A 25204-nucleotide genomic window follows, 5' to 3' on the forward strand; every position below is an offset into this window, starting at 1 on the left:
GAGCCTGTCGAATCCCGTCCCAGGGAGATCTCGACACGCTCGACCACGATTGGTCAGCGCTTGCTAGATCAGTGCCGACTCGCGGGCACCCGCGTCCAACTCGTCCTCGATCGACGCCGCGGAATAGTCGGTGTCCTTGGTCTCGCGGGTGAGCAGCAGCGCGATCAGGGTCAGCACGCCGGCGCCGGCGAGGTAGATGCCGACCGGCCAAGTGCTGCCGGCCGCCCAGGTCCACAGCGCGACCGCGATGATCGGGGCCACCGCGGCACCCAGGATGCTGGACACGTTGTACGAGATCGCCGAGCCGGTGTAGCGGACGTTGGTCGGGAACAGCTCGGGCAGCAAGCCACCCATCGGGCCGAAGGTGGCGCCCATCAGGGTGAAGCCGATGATCAGACCTGCCTGGGTCATCGCGCCGGTGAAGAGCGGGTCGCCCTGTGCGCGGAAGAACAGCGGGAAGCAGACCCCGAAGACGACGATCGCCGCGGTGACGCCGAGCAGCAGCTTGCGGCGTCCGATCGAGTCGGCGAGCGGTCCGGACAGCAGGGTGAAGATGCCGAAGAAGACCACCCCCAGGATCTGCATCAGCACGAACTGGGTGTACCCGATGCCCAGTCCGCCGCCGGCCGCTTTCGCGGTGCCGAAGGTGAGGGTGAAGCTGCTCATCAGGTAGAAGAGAACATAGGTGGCCAGCATGATGAAGGTGCCCAGCACCACCTCGCGCCAGTGGAACCGGAACGTCGTACCGAGCGGCAGCTTGCGGATCGCGCCCCGCTTCTCGGCGGCCGTGAACGCCTCGGACTCGACCAGCTTGAGCCGCACCCACAGCCCGACGATCACCATCACCGCCGAGAACAGGAACGGCACCCGCCAGCCCCAGGTGAGGAAGGCCTCGGATTGCAGCGCCCCCGCGGCCGGCGGCAGCGCGGCGTTGATGGTGAGGAAGATCCCGTTGGCGATGATGAATCCGAGCGGGGCGCCCACCTGGGGGAACGTCCCGTACCAGGCACGCTTGCCGGCCGGCGCGTTCTCGGTGGCCACCAGCGCCGCGCCGGACCATTCGCCGCCGAGGGCGAAGCCCTGGGCCAGCCGCAGGATCAGCAGCAGCAGCGGCGCGAACAAGCCGGCCGAGGCGTAGGTGGGCAGCAGGCCGATCAGGAAGGTGGCGATGCCCATGGTGAGCAGGCTGATCACCAGGGTGGTCTTGCGTCCGCGCTTGTCACCGAGGTGACCGAAGACGATGGCGCCGACCGGGCGGGCAACCATGGCCGCCCCGAAGACGCCGAACGACGCGATCAGCGCCGTGGTCGGATTGCCGGTCGGGAAGAACAGCTGCGGGAAGACCAGGACGGCGGCGGTGGCGTACACGTAGAAGTCGTAGAACTCGATGGTGGTGCCGACCAGACTGGCGGTGATCACCCGTGCCGGGGTGTTGAGCGGAGCTGAAGTGGTGGCGGTAGCGGTCATCGGGGGTGTCTCCTTCCAACGGAGAACCATACGACCGGCTCCGACGTCCGGCGCCCGTCATCCAGCGGGTGTCGCGCAGATCCGCCGAACGCTCGCCCAACTATTCAGGCTCGCTGAATTCAGCGAGCCCGAAATGGTTAGGCGAGCGGTGGAATGACGACGGCTCAGTGGCGCCGGCGGCGTCCGGGCTCGCGTTCGCCGCCGTCGGCCTGAGCCTGGGTGTCCACCGGGGTCTCATGCCGGTGGTAGCCGCGGCCGTGGCAGGTTTCGCAGGTGACGGTGAACGCCTCGGCCAGGCCGGTGCCGATCTTCTTGCGGGTCATCTGCACCAGTCCGAGCGAGGTCACCTCGGCGACCTGGTGCCGGGTGCGGTCGCGTCCGAGGCATTCGACCAGCCGGCGCAGCAGCAGTTCGCGGTTGGCCGGCAGCACCATGTCGATGAAGTCGACCACGATGATGCCGCCGATATCGCGCAGCCGCAGCTGGCGGACGATCTCTTCGGCCGCCTCCAGGTTGTTCGACGTCACGGTGGCCTCCAGGTTTCCGGAGGTACCGGTGAATTTGCCGGTGTTGACGTCGATGACGGTCATCGCCTCGGTGCGGTCGATGATCAGCGAGCCGCCCGAGGGCAGGAACACCTTGCGTTCCAGCGCCTTGGCGATCTGCTCGTCGAGCCGGTGCGCGGCGAACAGGTCGCCGGACTCGGACCGGTCCCAGTGCACCAGCCGCTCCTTCAGGTGCGGAGCGACATGGCTGACGTAGGCGTCGACGGTGTCCCAGGCGTCCTCGCCCTTGCCGTTGCCGTCCACGATCAGCTGGCCGAAGTCCTCGGTGAACAGGTCCCGGACGATCCGGACGGTCAGGTCGGGCTCGGCGTACAGCTGGGTCGGCGATTTGCCGGCCTTGACCTTCTTCTCGATGACCTCCCACTGCGCCTTCAGCCGGTTGACGTCGCGGACCAGCTCGTCCTCGGACGCGCCCTCGGCGGCCGTCCGGACGATCACCGAGGCGCGGTCGCCGACCAGCTCGTCGAGGATGCCCTTCAGCCGGGCCCGCTCGCCCTCGGGCAGCTTGCGGGAGATGCCGGACAACTGACCGCTCGGCGAGTAGACCACGTAGCGGCCCGGGATGGAGACGTGTGCGGTGAGCCTGGCGCCCTTGGCGCCGACCGGGTCCTTGCTGACCTGGACCAGCACGCTCTGCCCGGACTTGAACACCTTCTCCATCTTGCGGTCGCCGCCGGTGACGCCGAAGGCGTCCCAGTCCACCTCGCCGGCGTACAACACGGCGTTGCGGCCGCGTCCGATGTCGATGAAGGCGGCCTCCATCGAGGGCAGCACGTTCTGCACCTTGCCGAGGTACACGTTGCCGATCATCGACGTCGCGGACGCCCGGTCGACGTAGTGCTCGACCAGGACGCCGTCCTCGAGCACCGCGATCTGGGCGTAGTCGTCGGCCTGCCGGACCAACATGGTGCGGTCCACCGCTTCCCGGCGGGCCAGGAACTCGGCCTCGGAGAGGATCGGTGCCCGGCGGCGTCCGGCGGCCCGGCCCTCGCGACGGCGTTGCCGTTTGGCCTCCATCCGGGTCGAGCCGTCGATCCCGGTCACCTCGTCGTTGCCCTTCGAACGGCGCGGCTGGCGGACCCGTACCACCACGTCGGTGGGATCGTCATCGGAGCCGGTGGTGTCCTCGCCGCGGCGCCGGCGGCGCCGACGCCGACGGGTCGAGGTGCCGCCCTCGACGATCTCGATCGCCGCGTCGGACTCGGTGTCGGACGCCTCGGCGGCGTCCTCAGTGTCGGCCTCAGCCTCGCCGTCCACCGCGGCCTCGGCCTCGGCGGCGTCGTTGTCGTCCTCGTCGGCCGATTCCAGCGCACCGCCACGGCGGCGCCGGCGTCCGCCACGACGGCGGCGGCGGCGACGCGGGCCCTCGCCCGAGTCGTCATCGGTGGCATCGTCGTCGCCGGCCTCGTCAGCGGCATCGACCTGGTCGTCGCCGTCCGCGTCGGGCTCGGCCTGCGCCTCGTCCTCGGGCTCCTCGCCGGAGCCGACCTCGATCTCGGTCGGCAGCGAATCCTCGGCGGCGACTGCCACCTCGGGGTCGGCCTGGTCTTCGACGGTCCCAGCCTCGGGCTCCTCGGCGCGGTGCCCGCCAAGAGCGGCGACCAGTTCGTCCAGCGCCGCCGCCGCCTCGGACTCGCTCTTCCTGGTTCGCCGGCGACCACGGCTGCGGCTCAGCGCGTCGAGGCTTTCGGCCACCGGGTCGGCTGCGGAGGCCTCCGCCGCGGCCGGCGAACCCGAGGGCTCGGGCGACCGGCGCCGGCGGCGTCCGCGGGGCTCCGAGGTGCGAGGGGCAAGTTCGTCCAGCGTGGGCAGGTCGCCGAGACTGAGCGGCTGCTGCTCGGGTTCTGCCGCAGCGGCCTCGACCGTCACCTCGGTGATCACCGACCGGTTCTGATCGGCCTCCTCGGTGGCCTCCGGCACCAGGTCGACGGGCTCAGCCTCAGCCTCGCCCACGGGCTCAGGCTCAGGTGCGGACGCCGCCGGCGGCGAGTCGGCCCCGGTCGCGGCATCGTCGGCAGCGGTTTCGGCCTCGATGGCCGGGTCGTCGACGAGCGGCTGCTCCGTTGCGCTGTCGTCCGGGCCGGAAACCTGCGGCTCCTCGGCCGGCTCGGCTGCTGCGTCCTCGTCGGCCTCCGGCTCGTCGTGGACGGCCTCGGCCGGCTCGGCCGCTGTGTCCTCGTGGACGACCTCGGCCGGCCCGGCCGCATCCAGGGCAGCCGCTTCGAGGGATGGCTCCAGCGCCTGGTCGGTGGCGGCAGGCTGCCGGGTCCGGTCGACCGGCGGTCCGGCGGGGCGGCTGGCCGCGCGGCGCCGTCGTGGCTGCGCCGGGGTGGTGGTGTCGTCGGCTGCGGGTGAGTCGGTGTCGAGCATGTGCTCTCCTTCAGCGGCGAGGGGGCGCCGCGCGGTGTGTGGCCACCGAAGTGGCAAAGCCTGTGGACTGGATCCGTCAGCCATCAACCCCCGCGGTCGTCGCCGTCGCGGTCGGGTCGGCTGTGTCAGCGAGCTGTCACCTCGACTGAGCCGGATCGAATGAGCCCGCTGTGCAGGCTCGTCCTGGAGGTGATTATGCCACACGGTCCGAGAGCGACCGCGGACGACCCGTACCGCGACCACGCGGCCGGGGAGACCGAAGGGGACGAAGGAAGTGCGGAGCCGCTGCGTCGTTTCGTCGGTTGAGCCAGTCGAAACCCGTCGCCAGCGGCTGACGCGGCTTGGCGCGGGGATGGCGGGATGGGGCGATTCCGGCGACTCCCCGCGTCAGAGGGGTCTCGACAAGCTCGACCAGCGATGATCAGCGTTTCCCTATCGTGCGGGCAACGGAATCCCCGGCGGTGGGTGACCGTACTCGTCCCGGTACCACTCGGCGTAGGCCGCAACGGCGGTGGGCAGGGTCGGAAAGATCAGGTCGGCGCCGACCCGCTGGGCGAAGCCGGCCGCGGTCAGTTCCTCGCGCAACTCGAATTTCACCCGGGCGAGCGCGAAGGTCACGCCACGCGCGGTCAGTTGCTCCCGCAGCGTCTCCATCGCGTCCACGCTGGTCAGGTCCACCTCGACGTTGGCCTCGGCGTTCAGCACGAACCAGCGGCAGGCCGGCTCGGCAGCGTCGGCGGCGGCGGTCGCGCGGGTCAGGAAGTCGTCGGCGTTGGCGAAGAACAGCGGTGAGTCGTAGCGATAGACCACCAGCCCGGGCAACTGCACCGCGCCGCGGTGGTCGTCGACGTCGTGCATGCCGGCCAACCCCGGGACGAAGCCCAGGATGCCGTCGTGGGGGCTGACGATCCGCCGGATCAGGTCGAGCACCGAAAGCCCCACCGCCAGCCCGATCCCGCCCAGCACGTCGAAGGTCAGGACGCCGAGCGTGGTCGCGATCGCCAGCAGCAACTCGCTGCGCCGAAAGTGGGCGATCCGGCGCAACTCGGCGACATCGATCAGCCGGATCGCGGCGTAGATCACCAACGCCCCGAGCGCGGCGGTCGGGAACCAGGCGAGCACCGGCCCGAGCACCAGCAGCGCCGCGATCACCAGGGCCAGGCAGACCAGCGAGTACAGCTGGCTGCGGCTGCCGATCGCGTCCCCGATCGCCGTCCGGCTGCCGGAGGAACTCACCGGGAAGCCGTTGGTGAACCCGTTGACCAGATTGGCGGCACCCAGCGCCAGCAACTCCTGATTGCTGTCCACCCGCTCCTTGCGTCTGGTCGCGAACGCTCGCGCCGTGAGCACGTTGTCGGTGTAACCCACCACGGCGATGCCCAGCGCGTACGGCAGCAGGGTGAGCACGGCCAGGTCATCCAGGGCGGGCACCCGCGGCGCCGGCAGGCCCTGGGGGACGTCGCCGATCAGCCGGATCCCCGCGGCGTCCAGACCGAACCACCGGACGCAGCCGGCGGCCGCGAGCATGCAGATCAGCGGCCCCGGCCAGGTCGGCAACCAGTGCCGGAAGCCGACCAGGCCCGCACCCACACACCCCGCCAGCAGCACCGTGGGCAGGTGCGCGCCGCCGAGCTGCGACACCAGCGAGAACACCTGCTGCCACGGCTGATCGCCGGCGATGGTCAGCTTCGTCACCTTGCCGAACTGACTGGTGATCATCAGCACCGCGATCCCGGCCATGTAGCCGACCAGGACCGGACGCGACAAAAGGTTCGCCAGGAAACCGAGCCGGAAGACCCAGCCGAGCAGGCAGATCAGGCCCACGGCCACTGCCATCAGAGCGGCCACCTCGGACCACCGATCGATCCCGCCGGCGGCCCCGAGCAGCGCACCGACACCCGCCGCGGTCATCAGCGCGGTGGTCGATTCAGGCCCGATGGACAGCTGTCGCGACGACCCGAGCAGCGCATACACCGCGAGCGGCGCGAGGATGGCCCACAGCCCGGCTATCGGTGGCAGACCGGCGATCTCGGCATAGGCCATCACCTGCGGAATCAGGTAGGCGGCCACCGTGATCCCGGCCAGCAGGTCCCCACGCAGCCAGGAACGGTCGTAGTGCAGCAGCGTGTGCAGGCCGGGCGCGAAACGGGCCCAGCGCGGCACTGCGCCGTCGGTCATGGCCGCACGCTACTGGCCCCGATGCCGAACGGCCACAAGATCAGCGGCCCGGCTGGTTCACGGCGTCGAGGATCTGTCCTGGTGACGCCCGGTGAACAGTCCCAGGGCAACTGTCTGGGCAGCCTCCCGCGCCGCCGAGACCGCCCCCAGCGACACCACGTCGGCGCCGAACTGCGAGGCCACGATGAGCGGCGGCGGCAACTCCGATTCGGCCCCCACCTGGCGGCGGGCGATCGCGATCACGTCGCCGAGCGAGCCGGACATCGCGCCGCAGACGACGATCAGCCCGGGGTCGTAGAAACGTGCCACCACGCTGCAGATGCGGCCGAGCTTGGTGCCCAGTTCCTCCAGCAACGGGCGGGTCACCGGATCCTCCAGGCTCGCCGCCGCGAGGGCGGCCTCCGCGGTCAGGCCGGCGCCGGCGAGCCCTGCCCAGGGATGACCGGCGGGGATGAGTTTCTGCTCGTGGGCGTTTCGGAGCCAGTTCTCGACCCGGAGCCCGATGCCGAAGGTGTTGCCGATCTCAGCGACGTAGACGAGTCCTTCGAGTTCACCCACGCCACCGTGCGCGCCGCGGACCAGCCGTCCGTCAAGGAAGACGCCGGAGCCGAGCCGCCGTCCGACCAGGATGGCCATGAAGTCGTCCTGCCCGCGAGCCTCGCCCAGCGTCCCTTCCGCGAGAGCGGCAAGGGCCGCGTCGTTCTCGACCCGGACCGCCGGGAACTCGGCCGACAGCGCATCGTGCAGCCCGCTGTTCATGTGTTGCCAGAAGCCCCGCCGATGGGCCGGCGAGCGGCCGTCGCCATCGACCGGTGCCGGGATGCCGACCCCGACGCCGATCACCTGCCGGCGCGTCATACCGGCGGCGGCGAGCACCGCGTCGATGGCTCGCAGCGCCGCGGCCGGCCGCTCCCGTGGGTCCACGGTCGGCGTGCCCGCCGCTGCGGCGTCGAAGAAGGTGCGCGTCTCGATCTGCTCACGCGCCAGAATCCGCCCGGCCAGATCGGTGGCGGTGGCGGTGAACTGCCGGTCGCCGGCATCGATCCCGACGAGCACGCCGGCGTCGGCGCGCAGCTCGAAGCGACGCGCCGGGCGTCCGATCCGGTAGCCCTCGTCGGGGCCGGCGGTGGCGAGCTCGCTGACCAGGCCCACCTCGATCAGCGTGTCCAGCGCGGCCAGCGCGGTCGATCGGGTCAGGCTCAGGGCCGCGATCACATGATCGGCGCGGAAGACCCCGGCGTCCCAGGCGAAGTCGAGGACGGCGGCAGTGCTCGCGCGGTGACGCAAATTGTGGCCATCGGCGATGTTCATCCGTCGCGTTCCCCCTCTCGGCCGTCGATCCGGACCAGCGGCATCCTATCCGGCCGCAATTTTCAACGAGCGCTAGATCTAGTGGCGCGACCAGCGTGGGTCCGCGGCCGAAACCAAGGGGGGTGGACGCCCACGCGAGACGTCCACCCCCAGCGTCGTTCGGCGAACTACTTGATGGCACCCCGCATGACGCCCGCGATGATCCAGCGCTGGCCGATCAGGTACCCGACGATCGCCGGGATCATGGCCAGGGCGTAGGACGCGAACGCCACGTTGATGTCGAGGGTCAGGGCATCACGGTAGGACGCCTGCACCACCGGCAGCGTCTGCTGGGTGACGTCGGCGATGATCAGCGACGGCATCATGTAGTCGTTCCACGACCCGAGGAACGCGAAGATGCCGACCGTCGCGGCCATCGGGGTGAGCAGTGGGAAGACCACCTTGCGGAAGATCTGGAAGGTGGTGGCACCGTCCAGGGCGGCGCTCTCCTCCAACTCCACCGGCAGGTTCCGGATGTACGCAGAGAACATCAGCGAGTTGAATGCGAGCCCGAACATGATGTGCAGGATCGCGACTCCCCAGGGATTCGCCAGACCCAGCCATGCCATCAGCTTGATCTGGGGCAGGACCAGCACCACGAACGGGATGAACATGCCGGCCAGCAGGGCGATGAAGCTGAACCGGAACAGCTTGTGCTCCCAGTTGCGCACCACGGCCCAGGCGAACATGGACGGGATGAGAATGTTCCCGACGACCGCGATCGCACTGATCACCACGCTCCAGGTGAAGGCCACCGGGGCATTGACCATCTCCCAGGCTTGGGCATAGTTCTCGAACGCCGGATTGAACGGAAAAGCGAACCCGGCGCCGGCATCGCTGTTGAGGCCCTTCTTGAGCGACATCGACAAGATGAAGTAGAGCGGCACCAGGACGACCAACGATCCGATGGCGAGAATCGTCGTTGTGGTCAGGTTGTAGGGCCGCGGCGGCTTGAGCGCCGGACCCTCCTCGATTTCGGTTCCTGCGGTGACGCTGGTCATGACTTCCTCCCCATCAGCTTGACGATTCCGAGTTGCAGCAGCGACAGCAGGATGGTGACCACGAAGAAGATCATCGCGTTGGCGCTGCCGTAGGCGACATCGCTGGATTCGACGGTCTTGGTGATGCCCATTGCGATCGATGTGGTGGCACCACTGGGGCCACCGTTGGTCAGGCCGATGATGATGTCATAGGCGTTGAGGTAACCCTTGAGGCCAAGCACCGTGTTGATGATGACGAACGGCGCAAGCAGCGGCAGCGTGAGATGCCGGAATGCGGTGACGGGCGTCGCGCCGTCCAGGTCACCGGCCTCGTAGACGTCCGCTCCGATCGAGGACAGGCCGGCCAGGTAGATGATGACGGTGCCCGGGAAACCTGCCCAGATGGTCACGAACACGATGCCCATCCAGGCCCATTGCGCATTCGTCAGCAGACCCTCGCCGAGCGGGCCCCAGGTGATGATCTTGGGGATCGACTGGTTCATCAAGTACTGGAAGCAGTACGAGACCACCAGTCCCGACAGCACCATCGGGATGAAGTAGATGCCCTTCCACAGATTCGGCCAACGGGTCTTCGAGTTGAGCACCACGGCCAGCAGCAGGGATGCCACGTTCATCAGGATGGTGGCTACGATCGCGTAGAGCAGGGTGAACTTGTAGGCGTCGCCGACGTTGGGATCCTGGAACATCGCGACATAGTTCGTCCAGCCGATGAAGTGCCATTCACCGTAACCCGCGTAGTTGGTGAAGCTATAGAAGGCACCCTGGATCGCAGGTACGACGATGAAGCCGGCGAACCCGAGCAGTGCGGGCAGCACCATCAGGTAGTGGGTCAGGGTCGGCTTCTTGCGCGGCAGGCCCGGATCAGCCTGGCCATCGGGGATGGTGTCGAGGGCCTGGGTTGCTTGAGCCGCCACAGTGGGTTGAGTAGTCGACATAGTGAAACTCCTTCCTTGTCGGCTCAGGCGGCCAGCCGAATGGCCAGCCGCTTCCAGTCTCGATCGAGCTTGCCGGTGAACACGTCGACATCGCCGCCGTAGATGAACTCCTGCAGATACGTTGTCTTGGGGATCGCGGTCGGAATGTACAGGCCGGGACCCTGCACGTACTTCCCGCTGAACATGTAATCGTTGAGGTCCGAGACCAACGGATTCTCTTGCCGAGGCGCGTCTTTGTCGGGCGAGAAGGCGAGGGTCTCGGTGTTGTAGTTGTGCATGACCTCGGGCTGCATGATGTAGTCCAGGAACTTCGTGGCGCCCTCACGCGTGGCACCCTTGCCTGAGGCCGGCATGAACGCGGTCAGGTCGAGGTTCGCGGTGACCCTGGTATCGCTGGCATTGTCGGTCATCGGAAGCGGGAAGATGCCACCCTTGAAGTTGGGGTTACCGGTCAGGATGCCTGCGTAGGCCCATGGTCCCTGCATCATCATCGCGGCCTTGCCGGCGGCGAAATCGCGGTTGCCCTGGTCGTAGGCGATGTTCTTGGCGTCCGCGTTGTAGTAAGGCAGCAGTTCCTTGATCCGTAGCAGCGGCTCGCGGAAGTCCTTCGTGAAGGAGACTTCGGCGTTCGGCGACGTTTCAGTGCCGAGCGCGTTGAGCTTCTTGAAGAACTCCGACACGTTGACCATGCCGCCGACGCCGTAGTTGAACATGCCCTGTTCCATGGTCCACAGGTCGCTGAAGGTACCGATCAGCGGGGTGATCCCCTTGGACTTGAGCAACTCGCAGGTGTCCTTGAACGCGGTCCACGTGGTGGGAATCGTGGCGCCCGCCTTGTCGAACAGCTCCCGGTTGAAGATCACGCCCTGGCCGGCGATCGAGTAGGGCACCGAACTGATGTGGTCCTTGTAGGTGCCGAACTGCTGAGAGAACTCGATCGCGTCCGGACGAATCCTCTCCACCACGGGATTGCTGCGCTGGTCGGCAAGGACGCCGCGCTGCACGTAGCTGCCGAATTTGATGTCGAAGCCGGCCAGACCGATCGGGACCGGCGTGTCCCGGACGAAGTCGGCCACCAGGTTGGTGCTGAGTTCGCGTTGGATCAGGTACGCCGATTGGCTCGAGTTGAACTTGGCGACCATGTCGTTCCAGTACTTGACCGTCTCGCGCTTGGTCGCGGAAAACCGGATCGGCACACCGTGAGCGCCGTTGCCGCACGCCGAGAGGGTGGCACCGCTGGCCGCGACCAAGGCGGCCGCGCCGGCCCCACGCAGGAACGACCTGCGAGTGAATCCGCCTGCCACCTCAGATTTCCTTACCCGGCAGGGGGCCGTCGCCGTCGTAGTCGGGCAGCCGCAGACCGGTGGCCTGGTCGAATACGTGCATCGCGGCCCGGGACGGACGCAGGGTGATGCCCTCGCCCGGCTTGTGCACCGAGCCGGCCGGACGCCGCACGGTGATCGCCCGCGGCTCGGCCTCTTCGGTGCTCAGGTAGAGGTAGACGTCGTTGCCCAGGTCCTCCACGACGTCGATGATCGCGTGGACGCCGGGATCGCCATGGTCGAGCACGTAGTAGCCCTCGGGACGGCTGCCGACCACGACCCGCTTGCCGGTCAACGCGGCGCGCTGCGCCGGGCCGAGCTGGATGCCGAAGTTGCCGTAGGCGATCTCGCCCTCGCCGGTCACGTCGAACTCGAGCAGGTTCATCGACGGCGAGCCGATGAACCCGGCGACGAAGACGTTGGCCGGGCGGTGGTACATGTCCGAGGGCGACGCGTACTGCTGCAGCAGGCCGTCCTTCAGCACCGCGATCCGGTCGGCCATGGTCATCGCTTCGACCTGGTCGTGGGTGACGTACATGGTGGTGACGCCGAGGCGGCGCTGGATCTTCGCGATCTGGGTGCGGGTCTGGACGCGCAGCTTGGCGTCGAGATTCGACAGCGGCTCGTCCATCAGGAACACCTTGGGATGCCGGACGATGGCGCGGCCCATGGCGACCCGCTGGCGCTGGCCGCCGGACAGGTTGGCCGGCTTGCGGTCGAGGTACTGGCCGAGGTCGAGCAGCGACGCGGCCTCCTCGACGCGCTTGCGGATCTCCTCCTTCGGGGTCTTCTGCAGCATCAGGTGGAAGCCGATGTTGTCGGCCACCGTCATGTGCGGGTACAGCGCGTAGTTCTGGAAGACCATCGCGATATCGCGGTCGCGGGGCGGGACGGCCGAGACGTCCTCACCGCCGATGTAGACCCGTCCGCCGGTGATGTACTCCAGGCCGGCGAGCATCCGGATCGTGGTGCTCTTGCCACAGCCCGACGGGCCGACGACACAGACGAACTCGCCGTCCTCAACCTCGAGGTCAAGCTTGTTGATGGTCGGTCGGTCGAGCGTTGGATACTGCAACGTTGCTTTTCGGAAAGAGACTGTGGCCATGTTGGTTCCTCACTGGTGATGGACGGAAATTCGCGATAAGGCAGGGTCCGCGCAGACCCGGCCACTCATCGACGACAAGGGGTGGAGGCAACTCGTGCCTGGTGATCCGGCGTGACGTCGTTGCCGACGCCGCCGGGCCTGCCCGAGATGTGAGGGCGGCTGGGGTGCTGGCACAGGGGTTCCTCCGTTGGAAACGCACCAGCAGACCGATCTGGTAAATCTAGTTGCTGGACAAACGGGAATATAGGTGTCCCCCAACGGCTCGTCAAGGGTTCGGCCGGAGTGGTCGGACGGCAGTTCGCCCGGTCCGGTCGAGCGGGGTCAGCCACCGCGGCGGAACCTGTGCCAGCGGGGTGCCGCCCCGGATCGGAGCGGCGCGGTGGGCCAAGCCCTCGCCCCACAGCCGGACGCCGATCGAGTAGGCTGACCATCCCGCCCTGCACGAGTCGGTTCGGCGTCGCGCCCCTCACCGCCGGACGCCTGCGCTTGCGGCGTGTCACCCGCGCACCTTGCCGAAAGGAACTCGATGAACAGCCCGGTCGAATCGACACCCTCCCGCCCCGACCAGTGGTGGCGCTCGGCGGTGGTGTATCAGATCTACCCCAGGTCGTTCCAGGACTCCAACGGCGACGGCATCGGCGACCTTCGCGGCATCATCGATCGGCTCGACTATCTGGCCGAGCTCGGGGTGGACGTGCTCTGGCTCTCGCCGGTGTACCGGTCCCCGCAGGTCGACAACGGCTACGACATCAGCGACTACCGCGACATCGACCCGCTGTTCGGCACTCTGGCCGACCTGGACGAGTTGCTCGCGCAAGCACATCGGCGCGGCATCAAATTGGTGATGGACCTGGTGGTCAACCACACCTCCGACCAGCACCCGTGGTTCATCGAGTCCCGTGATCCTGGCTCGGCGAAGCGGGACTGGTACTTCTGGCGTCCGGCCCGACCCGGCGGCACAGCCGGTGCGCCCGGCGCCGAACCGGACGACAACCCGGCCGCGTTCGCGCCGTCGGCGTGGACCTACGACCCGACCAGCGGCGAATACTACCTGGGGATCTTCAGCCCCGGCCAGCCCGACCTGAACTGGGAGAATCCGGACGTCCGGCAGGCGGTCTACGCGATGATGCGCTGGTGGGTCGACCGCGGCGTCGACGGCTTCCGGATGGACGTGATCAACCTCATCTCCAAGCCCGCCGAGCTGACCACCGGCAATCCCCTCGATCTGGGTCAGGGCAGCCTCCGCCGGGTCGCCAACGGCCCCCGGCTGGACGAGTTCCTGGCCGAGATGAACCGCGAGGTAGGCCTCGACGAGCACAACCTGCTCACCGTCGGCGAGATGCCGGGCGCGACCATCGAGGTCGCACAGCGAGTGACCGATCCCGCCCGGCATGAGTTGAACATGGTGTTCACCTTCGAACACGTCAACCTCGACCAGTCGTCGTGGAGCAAGTGGGATCTGGCGGATCTGCCGCTACCGGTGCTCAAGGGCAACCTCGCCCAGTGGCAGGAAGGCCTGGCCGAAGCCGGTTGGAACTCGCTGTACTACGACAACCACGACCAGCCCCGGGCGGTCTCCCGGTTCGGCGACGACTCACCCGAGCACCGGGTCAACTCGGCCAAGACCCTGGCCACGGTGCTGCACCTGCACAAGGGGACGCCGTACATCTATCAGGGCGAGGAGTTCGGCATGACCAACGCGCCCCTCACCGAGATCGGGCACTACCTCGACGTCGAATCGCTCAACTACCACGCGCTGGCCACCGCCGGCGGCGTCGCCGAAGAACAGGTGCTGCGGTCACTGGCCGCCAAGGGCCGCGATCACGCCCGTACCCCCGTCCAATGGGACGACACCGACCACGCCGGCTTCACCACCGGGACGCCGTGGATTCCGGTCAACCCCAACCATCGCGAGATCAACGCCCAGTCAGCCCGCCGTGACCCCGATTCGGTGTTCGGTCATTTCCAGCGGCTGATCCGGCTCCGTCACGACGACCAGACCGTCCGGGAGGGTCGCTTCCAGCTGCTCCTCCCCGACCACCAGCAACTGTGGGCCTTCACCCGGACCCTGGGCGACGACACCTTGCTGGTCCTGGCCAACTGCTCCTCAGCCCCGGCCGAGATCCCGTCCGAACAGCTGCCCGCGCTGGATGGCGCCGGCGTCGTCCTCGGCACCCATCCCGGCGGCGGCGAGTCCCGACTGGCTCCCTGGGAATCGCGGATCCTACGGCTGCAGCCGTCCAGCTGACGGCCGCTGAGGCACACCGCCGCCGGAGGCGCACAGCCGCTCAGGCCAGTCGGCGGGCTCGGCGGCCGGACCGGGAGCCTCGGGAAGCGCTGACCAAGCCGCGGTCTCGTGGTTGAGCGTGTCGGAACCCGTTGCCAGAGCGTCTCGAGAGGCTCGACCAGCATTGATCGGCACCGCCCTGGTGGCGCTCGCTGCCCTCAGGCGTCGGCGGATAGCACCGGCACCCGGGTACGGATCTCCCCCGCCAGGCCCGGCGCGACCTCGGCAACCAGCACACCCTCGCCGGCCGCCAACCGAGCCCTGACGACGCCCAGCGGGTCGACGCAGGCACTGCGCCCGATCCCGAGCGGGTCCGTCCCGGCGGGCGGGCTCCACGCCTGATCGCAGGCCAGCAGCCAGGCCTGGGCGTCCGTCGCCCGGGCCCGGACCAGCAGATCCCACTGTTCGGCCTTGCCCGGACCCTCGCCCCAGGACGCCGGCACCAGTACGACTTCGGCGCCGAGTCGTCCCAGCTCGGCGAACTGGGACGCGAACCGGAGATCGAAACAGGTGGCCAACCCGAACGTGGTGCCGAACGCCGAGAAGGTGACCAGCGAGCTGCCGGCCGCGACCGTGTCGGACTCCCGGGAGCCGAAGGCGTCGAACAGGTGAATCTTGTCGTAGTGGGTCTCCACCCCCGCCCCGGTGACCAGCAAGGTGTTACGCACCCGGCCGTCGTCGGCCGGGGTGAACATGCCGGCGACCAGTAGCAAACCGGTCTGCTCGGCGATCGCGCGGACGCCGTCCGCGAACGGACCGTCGAGCGGCTGGCTCACCGCCGCCAGATCGCTGCCGAACCGGGCCATCGCGGCCTCGGGAAAGACCGCGACCTGAGCGCCGTGCTCGGCCGCCGTCCGGGCATCGGACCTGATGCGTTCCAGGTTGGCGGCCCAATCGGTGCCGGCCGCGAACTGGCAAGCGGCCAGCCGTAGTGCTGTGGTCATTCCATCCTCTCCGGTATACATGCCTCATGACGCCGCGGACGGGCCGGGAGACCGCCTACCAGCACCTGCTCACCGCGCTGCTGACCGACCCGTCCACAGTAGGCACCTTCATCGACGAGGGCACCCTGGCCAGCCGGATCGGAGTCTCCCGGACGCCGGTGCGCGAGGCTTTGCTGCTGCTGTCGGCGCAGGGATTGGTGCAGCTGATCCCGAACCGGGGAGCCTTCGTTCCGGCGCTGTCCGCCGAGGAGGTGCATCACATCCTGCAGGCCCGCTCGGTGATCGAGGTCTGGGCGGCCCGCGAGGCGATGCGCAACCTGGCGGTGCCGCTCGACCGGATGCAAGCCGCCCTGCAGCGACAGCGCGATCTCCCCGCGGACTCCCCGGCCCCGGAGTTCATCGCCCTGGATCGCGAATTCCACGCCGAACTGGTGGCGGCCGGCGGCAACCCGGTGATCACCCAGATGTACGAGGCGGTCCGGGTACGCCATGTGGTGATCGGCGTCGCCGCCCTGGAACGCGACCCGGACGGCCGGCGCCAGGTGATCGAGGAGCACCAGCGGATCGTCGACGCGCTGGCGTCCGGCGACGAGGCAGCGGTGGAACACGCGCTGCGTGCCCACCTGTTGCGTACCGTGACCAGGCACTCCCGAGGCTGAGCGGTCGGCCGCACGGCTCACGCGGACGCGTCCTCCAGCAGCGCCTCGTCCACCTCGTCCACCACGGCCCGGCCCATCGCCAGCCCGATCAGGGTGATCACAGCGGCGGCCGCGATGTAGCCCGCGATCGCCCAGCTGTTCTGCCCGTTGGCCCAGAACAGGGCGAACATGGTCGGGGCCAGGCCACCGGCGAAGATGCCGGCGAAGGTGTAGGCCAGCGAGCTGCCGGTGTAGCGCAGCCGGGCGTGGAACTGCTCGGCAATGTGTGCCGCCTGGGGCGCGTACATGAACGAGTGGCACAGCAGACCGACCACGACACCGACGATCGCCCAGCCGAACGAGCGTTGCTGTTCGAGCCCGATGAAGACGAAGGTCCAGATCGCGCCGAGCACGGTGGCGATGGCGTAGAGCAGCCGGCGGTCGATCCGGTCCGACAGCCAGCCCGCGAACGGCATGGTGAAGACCTGGATGAACCCGGCCGTCATGGTGGCGGTGAGTGCCTGCTGGTTGGTCAGCGGGTTCGGCCCGGTCTGCAGCCAGGTGATCACGTAGACGGCGAAGAAGGCGTACAGGACGTCGGGACCGAAGCGGACCAGGATGGCGCCCAGCAGCGCGCGTCCCTGGGTGCGGAAGACCTCCGAGACCGGGGCCTCGGGTGCTTCGCCGCGCTCCATGATCTTCTGGAAGACCGGCGTCTCCTCGAGTTGGTGGCGGATCCACAGCCCGAACCCGACCAGCCCCAGCGAGAGCATGAACGCGACCCGCCAGCCCCAGGACAGGAACGCCTCGGGCGACATCGACAAGGTCATCACCACCAGCAGCAGGTTGGCCAGGAAGCTGCCCAGCGGGACGCCGGTCTGCGCCGCGGACGCCCACAGCCCGCGGGTGCCCGGCCGGGCGAACTCCGAGGACAGCAGCACCGCGCCGCCCCACTCGCCGCCGACTCCGACGCCCTGGGCGAAGCGCAGCACGACCAGCATGATCGGCGCCCAGATGCCGGCGGTCTGATAGGTGGGCAGCAGGCCGATCGCGAAGGTGGCGACGCCGATCAGCAGCAGCGTCCAGACCAGCACCTTCTTGCGGCCGATGACGTCGCCGAGTCGTCCGAAGAACACCCCGCCGATCGGACGCGCGATGTAGCCGGCACCATAGGTGAGGAACGCTTTGATCATGTCCATGCCGGGATCGGACCCGTCGAAGAACAGCTTGCTGAACACACTGCCGGTGACGGCGCCGAAGAGTGCGAAGTCATACCACTCCAGGGCGGTGCCGGACAGGCTGGCGACGAACGCCTTACGCAGGTTGCGCCGTTCGGTGTCGGTCTGGGGGGCGGTCTCGGTCATCTGTCCCTCTCCCTTGTCGTTGCTTCATACTCGTTGTATACAGACCGGGTACGCAAGCATTCAGCGAGATCGATACCAGGAGGAAACATGGCGACACTCAGCTTCACACTGGCGCGGGGTGGCACCTCGACCGTCGACATCGGCTACGCCCTCAACGGCGGCTACGCCGGTCGCGATATCGCGCAGGCGCAGCACCACATCGACGAACTCGCCGAACTGGGCATCCCCGGACCGACCTCGATCCCGACCCTGTACCCGCTCGCCAGCACGCTCGCCGTCCAGGCCGACCAGGTCCAGGTGCCGCACGGCCGCACCTCCGGCGAAGCCGAATGGGCGCTGCTGATTCCGGCCGGTGCCACCTCCGCCGACGACTACCTGGTGACCGCCGCCTGCGACCACACCGACCGCGCCCTCGAGGTGCACGGGGTGGCCTGGAGCAAGCAGTCGGCACCCGACTTCCTCGGTGACCTGGCCTGGCGCTGGGGAGACGTGCGGGAAAGCTTCGACGCGTTCACGTTGCGCGCCTGGGTGACCAACGACGGCGTCGAAGAGCTCATCCAGGACGGGTCGCCGGCACTGCTGCTCTCCCCCGACTACTGGATCGGACGGATCGGCGAGGCCGGCCTGCTGCGTCCGGGAACCGTGGTGATGAGCGGAACCATCCCGATGTTGCCCGGCGTCGATCAGTTCGCGGACGCCTGGCGCGTCGAACTGACCGCCCCGGACGGCACCGTCAGCCGGGTCTGCTACGTCGTCGAGGAGTTGCCCGCGGCCTGGGAGTGAGTCCTCAGGCTCGCACGTCCGGGGACGGTTCTTTTCGTTCCACCTTCGCACTTTTGGGGACGGTTCTTTTCGTTCGGCGCTCGCACTTTTGGGGACGGTTCTTTTCGTTCGGCTCTCGCACCTCCGGGGACGGTTCTCCGGCGTGCGAAACTCGAACGAAAAGAACCGTCCCCCGAACGGCGAAAATCGAACGAAAAGAACCGTCCCCGGTCAGCCGGACGAGCCGTCCCCGGTCAGCCGGACGAGCGGGTCGGGCGGTCGGAATCCCGCTCGGGGCGGAACTCCTCGTTGCGGGCGAAACCGGCCCGGCGCAGATCCTCGGCGAGCTCGTCCACCACCAGATCGTCCGGTTCCCATTCACCGGAGCGGTAGGCGACGCGTCCGATCAGGTGACCGGCCACCGGGGCGGTCAGGATCTGCAGCAGGATCACCACCAGCAGGCTGAGCCACACCTTGACCTCGCGCACCGAGAATCCGACGCCCAGCAGCGCCAGCAGCAGGCCGAAGACCTGGGGTTTGGTGGCAGCGTGCATCCGGGCCAGGATGTCCGGGAAACGGACCAGGCCGAGCGCCCCGCCGAGGCAGAAGAACGCCCCGCCGACCAGGAACAGGGCTCCGATCAGGTCGAACACCTCGTCGAGAGTCATTCGCCGTCCTCCCCGCCGTCGCGACGGTAGCGCTGCCGGTCGGCCGCACCGGGGGCCAGCATCCGGGCCACGCTGACGCCGCCGGTGAAGGCCACCATGGCCAGCACCAAGAGGATCGACAGCGAACTGGTGTCCCCCGACACCACCATCAGCAGGCAGATCGACATCAGCACGATCGAGACCAGCACGTCCGCGCTGACGATCCGGTCCAGGGTGGACGGCCCGCGGGTCAGCCGCCATAGGGTCATCGCGGCGGCCGCGGCGACCATCGCCACCGCGATCCAGATCAGCACCTGCGTCATCTCGCCTCCTCGCCGGAGCCGCCCTCGCCGCCGGAACCGACCTCGCCCGGACGGTTCAGCCCGTCGCTGCCGAAGCCGGTCTCGCGCTGCCGGTCCTCGTCCTCGCGACGGCTCAGCGCCGCCAGTTCGGACCTGCTGCCGATCGCCTCCAGCACGCGTCGTTCCACCTTCAGCGCCTCGCGCCGGGACTGCTCGACGCCGTCCGGGCCGGAGACATCCACCAGGTGCAGGTAGAGCATCCGGGTCGAACGCCGCGCATCGATCACGATCGAGCCGGGGACGATCGAAATGATCTCGGCCGTCTCCACCTGGTAGAGGTCCTGATTGGCCCGCAGCGGCACCCGGATCACCGCCGGGTGGAAGTCGATCCGCCGGGCGAACGCGCCCAGAGTCAGCCGCCAGGACGCCACCGCGAGGTCGCGCAGCGTGGTGGCGGTGAGCCGCAGGATCCCGAGCGGACGCGGGCGTCCGTGATAGCGGATCGGCGGCAGCGGAAAGGTGACGGTGACCAGCCAGGCCAGCACCGCGCCCACCAGGATGTCGACCAGTGAGTAGTTGCCCCACAGGATCACCCAGATGCCGGTCAGCGCCAGGATCGCCCGCCACTGCAGCCGCCAGCGCAACCGGCGCCGGCTCGACGACTTCCTCATCGCACCACCCCCGACAGGACGGCCTCCAGGTAGGAGCTGCCGAGCAGGCCCGCGGCCGCCCGCTCCACGTACTCATAGAGCGGCCCGGCCACCACGGTCAGCGTCAGACCCAGTCCGACCAGCGCGGCGGTGGCGCCGACCATCACGCCAGGCATCCGGCCGCTGCGGCCGTCATCGTCCACCTCGAACTCGCCGGGCGCCTGCGGGCCGAGCACCGGCGTCCCCCAGAACGCCCGGTTCCACACCTTCGCCACCGCATACAGGGTGAGCAGGCTGGTCAGCACGCTGCCGGCGACCAGCGCCCAGGCCAGCGGCGTCCCGGCTTCGACGCCGGACATCAGCAGGCCGAGCTTGCCGACGAAACCGGACAGCGGCGGGATGCCGGCCAGGTTCATCGCCGGGATGAAGAACAGCACGCCCATCACCGGCGCGGTGCTGGCCAGCCCGCCCAGCCGGTCCATCGAGGTGGACCCGCCGACCCGCTCGATCAGCCCCGCGACCAGGAACAACGCCGCCTGCACGGTGATGTGGTGCGCGGTGTAGAAGATCGCACCGCCCAGGCTGGACGGCGTCGCCAGCGCGATCCCGAAGATCATGTAGCCGATGTGCGAGACCAGGGTGAACGACAGCAGCCGCTTGATCTCGGACTGGGCGATGGCGCCCAGGATGCCGATCACCATGGTGGCCAGCGCCGCCCAGCCGAGCAGGTCGGTCAGTGGGCTGTCGGGGAAGATCGCGGTCTGGGTGCGCAGGATGGCGTACACGCCGACCTTGGTGAGCAGGCCGGCGAACACCGCGGTCACCGGGGCCGGAGCCGTCGGGTAGGAGTCGGGCAGCCAGAACGAGAGCGGGAACACGGCGGCCTTGATCGCGAACACCACCAGCAACAACAGCTGGATGCCGATCGTCACGTCGCCGGGCAGTTCGGCGAACCGCAGGCTGAGTTGCGCCATGTTGACCGTGCCGGTGGCGCCGTAGCTGATCGACAGTGCGGTCAGGAACAGCAGCGAACTGACCAGGTTGATCACCACGTAGATCGAGCCGGCGCTGATCCGCTCGCCGGTGCCGCCCATAGTGATCAGCACGTACGACGCGAACAGCAGGATCTCGAAGCCGACGAAGAGGTTGAACAGGTCGCCGGCCAGGAAGGCGTCCGAGACCCCTGCCGAGAGCAGCAGGAAGGTGGGGTGGAAGATCGACACCGGGGTCTCCCGGTGCACCTCCTCCTCGTCCTGGCCGGTGGCGTAGATCAGCACCCCGAGGGTCACCAGGGAGGCCACCGTCAGCATCAGCGCGGCCAGCCGGTCGGCGACCAGGACGATCCCCAGCGGCGCCCACGCGCCCACCCACAGGGCCTGGACGCCGTAGCTGTCGGTGATCCAGATCAGCGACCCGGCGACCGCGCACACCCCGGCCAGGGTGACGATCGAGACCGCCCGCTGGACCCGCGGACGGCGTCCGAGCAGCAGGGTGAGGGCGGCGCCGAACATCGGCAGCAGCACCGGCAGCGGCAACAGGTTGTTCATTCGCTCACCACGTCCGCCCCGGTGTCGCTGAACTTGATCTCCTCGAAGCTGTCGGACGCCTCGTCGGCCTCGGCCAGCTCGCGGATCCGGGCGTCCTCGACGTCGTCGGCGACCTCGTCGTGGCCGTTCAGCTGGAAGGAGCGGTAGGCCATCGTGACCAGGAAGGCGGCGGTGGCCAGGGCGATCACGATCGCGGTCAGCACCATCGCCTGCGGCAGCGGGTCGGCCATCTTGTCCTTCGGCGTGACGCCGATCAGCGGCGGCCCTCCGGCGGCGCCGGAGGCGACCAGGAACAGCAGGTTGACGCCGTTGCCGGCCACCATCACGCCCATCAGGATGCGGCTCAGCGAGCGCTCGGTGATCAGGTAGACCCCGCAGGCGACCAGTGCCCCGGCGATGATGGCCAAAGTGACGTTCGGGCTCATGTGTAGTGCCCCCGTCCCCCGCCGGTGGTGTAGCGGATGATCTGCTCCTCCTCGGACGGCAGCGCCGGCCGCGCGCGGGTCGACTCCGGCTGCGGCACCGGGGCCTGGTCCTGTTCGGACTGGATGTCGATGCCGGCGCCGAGCGTCCGGGTCAGGTCGAGCACCACGCCGATCACGATCAGGTAGACGCCGACGTCGAAGACCGTCGAGCTGACCAGGTGCATCTCGCCGAACAGCGTCCACGGCCCCCACGGCGTCTGCAGATACTCCCAGCCGGGAATCACGATCTTCAGGTCGTAGCTCTGGAAGATCTTGCCGCCGAGCAGCGCCGGGATGATGGCGCTGAGCACCGAGACGGCCAGTCCCAGGCCGAGCAGCCGTCCGGCGTCGAACGGGGCGGCGTCGTCGAGTTCGCGGCGTCCGGCGGCCAGGTAGCGGATCATCAGCGCGATGCCGGCGACCAGCCCCCCGGCGAAGCCGCCGCCCGGCGCGTTGTGGCCGGCGATCAGTAGGTAGAGCGAGACCACCATCATCACGGTGAACATGATCCGGGTGATCACCTCGAAGATCAGCGACCGGGAGCCCGGATCGAGCGCGCCACTGGCCCGCAGCCACAGTCCGCGGGCGCCGAACGCGGCGTCCCCCTCGCGGGGCCGGACGCGCTGCACCCGCGAGCGCAGGAAGATCAGGCTGGCCACCCCGGTCGCCGCGATCACCAGCACCGAGATCTCGCCGATGGTGTCCCAAGCCCGGGTGTCGACCAGGGTGACGTTGACGATGTTCTTGCCGTAGCCGAAGCTGTATGCGGCCTCGTAGTAGTCCACCGAGACCGGCACCGCCACCCGTGCCCCGGCGGCGACCAGCGCCAGCAGCGCCACGGTGCCGCCGACCAGCGCGGCCAGCACCACCCGCAGCCAGCGGGTGGACTGCAGCGGACGATTGGTGAAGTACTTCGGCAGCCGGCGCAGCACCAGCACGAAGACGATCAGCGACACGGTCTCGACCAGCACCTGGGTCAGGGCCAGGTCGGGTCCGCCGTGCAGCAGGAACAGGATCGCCGTCCCATAGCCGGTGGCGCCCACCAGCAGCAGGGCCCGGACCCGTCCGCGCGAGGTGGCCGCGAGTACGCCGGCGGTGATCATCCCGGCACCGACCAGGACCTGTGGCAGGTAGTCGAAGGGACGCGCCGAGGCCGGCCAGTGGGTGGTGAACAGCAGCGACCCGCCGGCCAGCACCACCACGACGGCCAGCACGATCGAGGTGTAGCTGGCCAGTGAGCCGCGCTGGGTGCGGGCGGTCACCTCGACGGCGATGGTGTCCACCCGCTTCATCGCCAGGGTGTACAGCTCGTCGGCGCCGAGCACCTTCGGGAAGGTGGCCTGGACGCGGGTCATCGCGTCCCGCTGCCAGAACAGCAGCCCGCCCAGCCCGATCGCCAGCAGGGACAGCCACAGTGGCACCGTGAAGCCGTGCCACAGCGCCAGGCCATGGCTGTCGTGACCGGTGCCGAGGCTGGTCGCGTACGGCTCGAGCAGGGCGGTCAGCGGCGCGCCCAGGAAGCCGCCGGCCAGGCACGCCGTCCCCAGCACGATCGGGGGCAGCACGAAGCCGGCCGCCGGCGGGTGGATGTCGAGGACGTCCACGTTGGTCTTGTCGGCGAACGCCCCCCACCACCAGCGCAGCGAGTAGGCGACCGTCAGGACCGAGCCGATCACCACCGACGCGACCAGCAGCACCGCGATCAGCGGCGTCAGGCCGGTGCCGTCGGCGTCCGCGCCGGTCAGGTAGGTCAGCGACTCGAACGCCGACTCCTTGGCGATGAAGCCCAGGGTCGGCGGCAGCCCGGCCATGGACGCCGCCGCAACCCCGCCCACCACCGCGACCAGCGGCAGCCGGCGGGCCACCCCGGTGAGCCGGGTCAGGTCCCGGGTGCCGGTGGAATGGTCGACGACGCCGACGATCAGGAACAGGGTGGCCTTGAACAGGGCGTGGCCGATCAGCATCGCGATGCCAGCCAGCATGGTGGCGCGGGTGCCGAAGCCGCTGAGCAGCACCATGAAGCCCAGTTGGCTGACCGTGCCGTAGGCGAGCAGTAGCTTGATGTCGTTCTGCCGCAGCGCCCGCCAACCGCCCAGGATCATCGTGGCGGCGCCGAGCAGCCCGACCGCTGGCCGCCAGCCCGGGACGGCGGCGAATGCCGGCGCCATCGCGGCGACCAGGTAGACCCCGGCCTTCACCATGGCGGCGGCGTGCAGGTAGGCCGAGATCGGCGTCGGGGCGGCCATCGCACCCGGCAGCCAGAAGTGGAACGGCACCAGCGCGGATTTGCTCAGCGCCCCGACCAGCATCAGCAGCGCGGCGGTGGTTGCCACCGCCCCGGTCGGCGGATTGGCAAGGATCGCCGACAGGCTGAAGGTGCCGGCCTGGACGCCGAGCGCGACGATCCCGACCAGCATCGCCAGACCGCCGGTGGTGGTGACGATCAGGGCGGTGATCGCGGCGGAACGGTTCGCCCGCCGGGTCGGGTCGTAGCCGATCAGCAGGTAGGAGAAGACCGTGGTCAACTCCCAGAACACGTAGAGCATGACCAGGTCGTCGACGGTGACCAGGCCGAGCATGGCCGCCGCGAAGGCGGTCAGGATCCCCATCGTCCGCGGGTTCGCGCCGGCTTCGAAGTACCAGCGGCAGTAGAGCAGCACCAGGGCGCCGATGCCGGTGACGATCAGCGCCAGCAGCCACTGCAGCAGCCCCACCTGGTAGTGGATCTCGACGCCGAGCTGCGGGATCCACGGCATCGACTCGACGTAGCTGCCGCCGGCGGTGATCAGCGGACCCAGGCCGAGCAGCCAACCGAAGCCGACGGCCGGGACCAGCGCCATCACCAGGTAGCCGTTCGCACCGATCCGGCGGGCGAGCCAGGGCGCGCACAACGACACCACCAGATGGGCGATGACGATGCTGCTGATCACGGGCTCCCTCTCTCGACACCGAAGGGGCCGGATCGCGGGCGGGGGTTGGTCAGTCTATCGGTCCGGCGCGGGACCGGATCACCCGAGCGGCCTGTGGCGGCTCCCTCTCCGTCGAGTCCAGCGCGGACAAACGGATCTCCGCGCCGTCCGGGGACGGTTCTTTTCGTTCCACTTTCGGTTGCCCGGGGACGGTTCTTTTCGTTCCACTTTCGGTTGCCCGGGGACGGTTCTCTCATCCGTCGGGCGCTGTCGAAGGGCAGGCGATGCTGGACCGTCCCCAGACGTGCGAAAGACGAACGAAAAGAACCGTCCCCGGACGTGCGCTGTCGAAGGGCAGGCGATGCTGGACCGTCCCCAGACGTGCGAAAGACGAAC

At 68.8% G+C, this 25204-nt stretch carries 19 protein-coding genes; 3 read left to right on the forward strand and 16 right to left on the reverse strand.

Annotated elements, in window-relative coordinates; all coding sequences use genetic code 11:
* Positions 1-63 precede the first annotated feature (63 nt).
* The 8 genes from QM711_RS13435 to QM711_RS13470 all read right to left on the reverse strand — a co-directional run bounded on the left by QM711_RS13435 (position 64) and on the right by QM711_RS13470 (position 12294).
* On the reverse strand, positions 64-1467 hold the full coding sequence (locus tag QM711_RS13435; protein WP_415100151.1) for an MFS transporter: 1404 nt from the start codon (positions 1465-1467) through the stop codon (positions 64-66).
* Positions 1468-1631: 164 nt separating this feature from the next.
* The gene (locus tag QM711_RS13440) at positions 1632-4403 is read right to left on the reverse strand and encodes an Rne/Rng family ribonuclease (RefSeq protein WP_415100153.1); all 2772 of its coding nucleotides are present in this window, start codon (positions 4401-4403) and stop codon (positions 1632-1634) included.
* Between the two features lie 432 nt (positions 4404-4835).
* Positions 4836-6581 carry a SulP family inorganic anion transporter gene (locus QM711_RS13445; RefSeq protein WP_415100155.1) on the reverse strand — a complete coding sequence of 582 codons (1746 nt, stop codon included), beginning with the start codon at positions 6579-6581 and terminating at the stop codon, positions 4836-4838.
* 57 nt (positions 6582-6638) lie between these two features.
* Positions 6639-7892: an ROK family protein gene (locus QM711_RS13450; protein ID WP_415100157.1), complete on the reverse strand. Its 1254-nt coding sequence runs from the start codon at positions 7890-7892 to the stop codon at positions 6639-6641.
* 167 nt (positions 7893-8059) lie between these two features.
* Positions 8060-8932: a carbohydrate ABC transporter permease gene (locus QM711_RS13455; protein WP_415100159.1), complete on the reverse strand. Its 873-nt coding sequence runs from the start codon at positions 8930-8932 to the stop codon at positions 8060-8062.
* On the reverse strand, positions 8929-9867 hold the full coding sequence (locus tag QM711_RS13460; RefSeq protein WP_415100161.1) for a carbohydrate ABC transporter permease: 939 nt from the start codon (positions 9865-9867) through the stop codon (positions 8929-8931). Before QM711_RS13460 ends, QM711_RS13455 begins: the two co-directional genes overlap by 4 nt.
* A gap of 23 nt (positions 9868-9890) precedes the next feature.
* A complete protein-coding gene (locus QM711_RS13465; RefSeq protein ID WP_415100163.1) occupies positions 9891-11171 on the reverse strand; it encodes an ABC transporter substrate-binding protein in 1281 nt (426 codons plus the stop codon).
* A gap of 1 nt (position 11172) precedes the next feature.
* Positions 11173-12294, reverse strand: a complete 1122-nt coding sequence (locus QM711_RS13470; RefSeq protein WP_415100165.1) for an ABC transporter ATP-binding protein — start codon at positions 12292-12294, stop codon at positions 11173-11175.
* 526 nt (positions 12295-12820) lie between these two features.
* Here QM711_RS13470 and QM711_RS13475 point away from each other — a divergent pair.
* Positions 12821-14542 carry a glycoside hydrolase family 13 protein gene (locus QM711_RS13475; RefSeq protein ID WP_415100167.1) on the forward strand — a complete coding sequence of 574 codons (1722 nt, stop codon included), beginning with the start codon at positions 12821-12823 and terminating at the stop codon, positions 14540-14542.
* Positions 14543-14739: 197 nt separating this feature from the next.
* Here the strand turns inward: QM711_RS13475 and QM711_RS13480 are convergent, their stop codons facing one another.
* Positions 14740-15525 (reverse strand): carbon-nitrogen hydrolase family protein, encoded by a 786-nt coding sequence (locus tag QM711_RS13480; RefSeq protein WP_415100169.1) that lies wholly within the window; start codon positions 15523-15525, stop codon positions 14740-14742.
* Between the two features lie 26 nt (positions 15526-15551).
* Between QM711_RS13480 and QM711_RS13485 the strand changes: the two genes are divergently transcribed.
* On the forward strand, positions 15552-16184 hold the full coding sequence (locus QM711_RS13485; protein ID WP_415100171.1) for a GntR family transcriptional regulator: 633 nt from the start codon (positions 15552-15554) through the stop codon (positions 16182-16184).
* A gap of 17 nt (positions 16185-16201) precedes the next feature.
* On the opposite strand, the gene QM711_RS13490 is transcribed toward QM711_RS13485, so the two are convergent.
* Positions 16202-17527: an MFS transporter gene (locus QM711_RS13490; RefSeq protein WP_415100173.1), complete on the reverse strand. Its 1326-nt coding sequence runs from the start codon at positions 17525-17527 to the stop codon at positions 16202-16204.
* Positions 17528-17614: 87 nt separating this feature from the next.
* Here QM711_RS13490 and QM711_RS13495 point away from each other — a divergent pair, with 87 nt between their 5' ends.
* On the forward strand, positions 17615-18310 hold the full coding sequence (locus QM711_RS13495; RefSeq protein WP_415100175.1) for a DUF2848 family protein: 696 nt from the start codon (positions 17615-17617) through the stop codon (positions 18308-18310).
* A gap of 233 nt (positions 18311-18543) precedes the next feature.
* On the opposite strand, the gene mnhG is transcribed toward QM711_RS13495, so the two are convergent.
* Genes mnhG through QM711_RS13525 form a run of 6 tightly spaced genes read right to left on the reverse strand, consistent with a single transcriptional unit; the run spans position 18544 to position 24829 of the window.
* A complete protein-coding gene (mnhG, locus tag QM711_RS13500) occupies positions 18544-18957 on the reverse strand; it encodes a monovalent cation/H(+) antiporter subunit G (RefSeq protein WP_415100177.1) in 414 nt (137 codons plus the stop codon).
* The gene (locus QM711_RS13505) at positions 18954-19259 is read right to left on the reverse strand and encodes a monovalent cation/H+ antiporter complex subunit F (protein WP_415100179.1); all 306 of its coding nucleotides are present in this window, start codon (positions 19257-19259) and stop codon (positions 18954-18956) included. The genes mnhG and QM711_RS13505 overlap by 4 nt, the downstream gene beginning before the upstream one ends.
* On the reverse strand, positions 19256-19909 hold the full coding sequence (locus tag QM711_RS13510; protein WP_415100181.1) for a Na+/H+ antiporter subunit E: 654 nt from the start codon (positions 19907-19909) through the stop codon (positions 19256-19258). The genes QM711_RS13505 and QM711_RS13510 overlap by 4 nt, the downstream gene beginning before the upstream one ends.
* Positions 19906-21435: a Na+/H+ antiporter subunit D gene (locus QM711_RS13515; protein ID WP_415100183.1), complete on the reverse strand. Its 1530-nt coding sequence runs from the start codon at positions 21433-21435 to the stop codon at positions 19906-19908. The genes QM711_RS13510 and QM711_RS13515 overlap by 4 nt, the downstream gene beginning before the upstream one ends.
* On the reverse strand, positions 21432-21860 hold the full coding sequence (locus QM711_RS13520) for a Na(+)/H(+) antiporter subunit C (RefSeq protein WP_415100185.1): 429 nt from the start codon (positions 21858-21860) through the stop codon (positions 21432-21434). Before QM711_RS13520 ends, QM711_RS13515 begins: the two co-directional genes overlap by 4 nt.
* Positions 21857-24829: a Na+/H+ antiporter subunit A gene (locus QM711_RS13525; protein ID WP_415100187.1), complete on the reverse strand. Its 2973-nt coding sequence runs from the start codon at positions 24827-24829 to the stop codon at positions 21857-21859. The genes QM711_RS13520 and QM711_RS13525 overlap by 4 nt, the downstream gene beginning before the upstream one ends.
* Positions 24830-25204: the final 375 nt, after the last annotated feature.

This window comes from Micropruina sp. (genome assembly GCF_047602385.1).
Classification (GTDB): domain Bacteria; phylum Actinomycetota; class Actinomycetes; order Propionibacteriales; family Propionibacteriaceae; genus Micropruina.

What these genes read in the sequence shown, in the direction of transcription:
- QM711_RS13435 (WP_415100151.1), bottom strand. Translation starts at nt 1,467, where the DNA reads ATGACCGCTACCGCCACCACTTCAGCTCCGCTCAACACCCCGGCACGG.
- QM711_RS13440 (WP_415100153.1), bottom strand. Translation starts at nt 4,403, where the DNA reads ATGCTCGACACCGACTCACCCGCAGCCGACGACACCACCACCCCGGCG.
- QM711_RS13445 (WP_415100155.1), bottom strand. Translation starts at nt 6,581, where the DNA reads ATGACCGACGGCGCAGTGCCGCGCTGGGCCCGTTTCGCGCCCGGCCTG.
- QM711_RS13450 (WP_415100157.1), bottom strand. Translation starts at nt 7,892, where the DNA reads ATGAACATCGCCGATGGCCACAATTTGCGTCACCGCGCGAGCACTGCC.
- QM711_RS13455 (WP_415100159.1), bottom strand. Translation starts at nt 8,932, where the DNA reads ATGACCAGCGTCACCGCAGGAACCGAAATCGAGGAGGGTCCGGCGCTC.
- QM711_RS13460 (WP_415100161.1), bottom strand. Translation starts at nt 9,867, where the DNA reads ATGTCGACTACTCAACCCACTGTGGCGGCTCAAGCAACCCAGGCCCTC.
- QM711_RS13470 (WP_415100165.1), bottom strand. Translation starts at nt 12,294, where the DNA reads ATGGCCACAGTCTCTTTCCGAAAAGCAACGTTGCAGTATCCAACGCTC.
- QM711_RS13475 (WP_415100167.1), top strand. Translation starts at nt 12,821, where the DNA reads ATGAACAGCCCGGTCGAATCGACACCCTCCCGCCCCGACCAGTGGTGG.
- QM711_RS13480 (WP_415100169.1), bottom strand. Translation starts at nt 15,525, where the DNA reads ATGACCACAGCACTACGGCTGGCCGCTTGCCAGTTCGCGGCCGGCACC.
- QM711_RS13485 (WP_415100171.1), top strand. Translation starts at nt 15,552, where the DNA reads ATGACGCCGCGGACGGGCCGGGAGACCGCCTACCAGCACCTGCTCACC.
- QM711_RS13490 (WP_415100173.1), bottom strand. Translation starts at nt 17,527, where the DNA reads ATGACCGAGACCGCCCCCCAGACCGACACCGAACGGCGCAACCTGCGT.
- QM711_RS13495 (WP_415100175.1), top strand. Translation starts at nt 17,615, where the DNA reads ATGGCGACACTCAGCTTCACACTGGCGCGGGGTGGCACCTCGACCGTC.
- mnhG (WP_415100177.1), bottom strand. Translation starts at nt 18,957, where the DNA reads ATGACTCTCGACGAGGTGTTCGACCTGATCGGAGCCCTGTTCCTGGTC.
- QM711_RS13505 (WP_415100179.1), bottom strand. Translation starts at nt 19,259, where the DNA reads ATGACGCAGGTGCTGATCTGGATCGCGGTGGCGATGGTCGCCGCGGCC.
- QM711_RS13510 (WP_415100181.1), bottom strand. Translation starts at nt 19,909, where the DNA reads ATGAGGAAGTCGTCGAGCCGGCGCCGGTTGCGCTGGCGGCTGCAGTGG.
- QM711_RS13515 (WP_415100183.1), bottom strand. Translation starts at nt 21,435, where the DNA reads ATGAACAACCTGTTGCCGCTGCCGGTGCTGCTGCCGATGTTCGGCGCC.
- QM711_RS13520 (WP_415100185.1), bottom strand. Translation starts at nt 21,860, where the DNA reads ATGAGCCCGAACGTCACTTTGGCCATCATCGCCGGGGCACTGGTCGCC.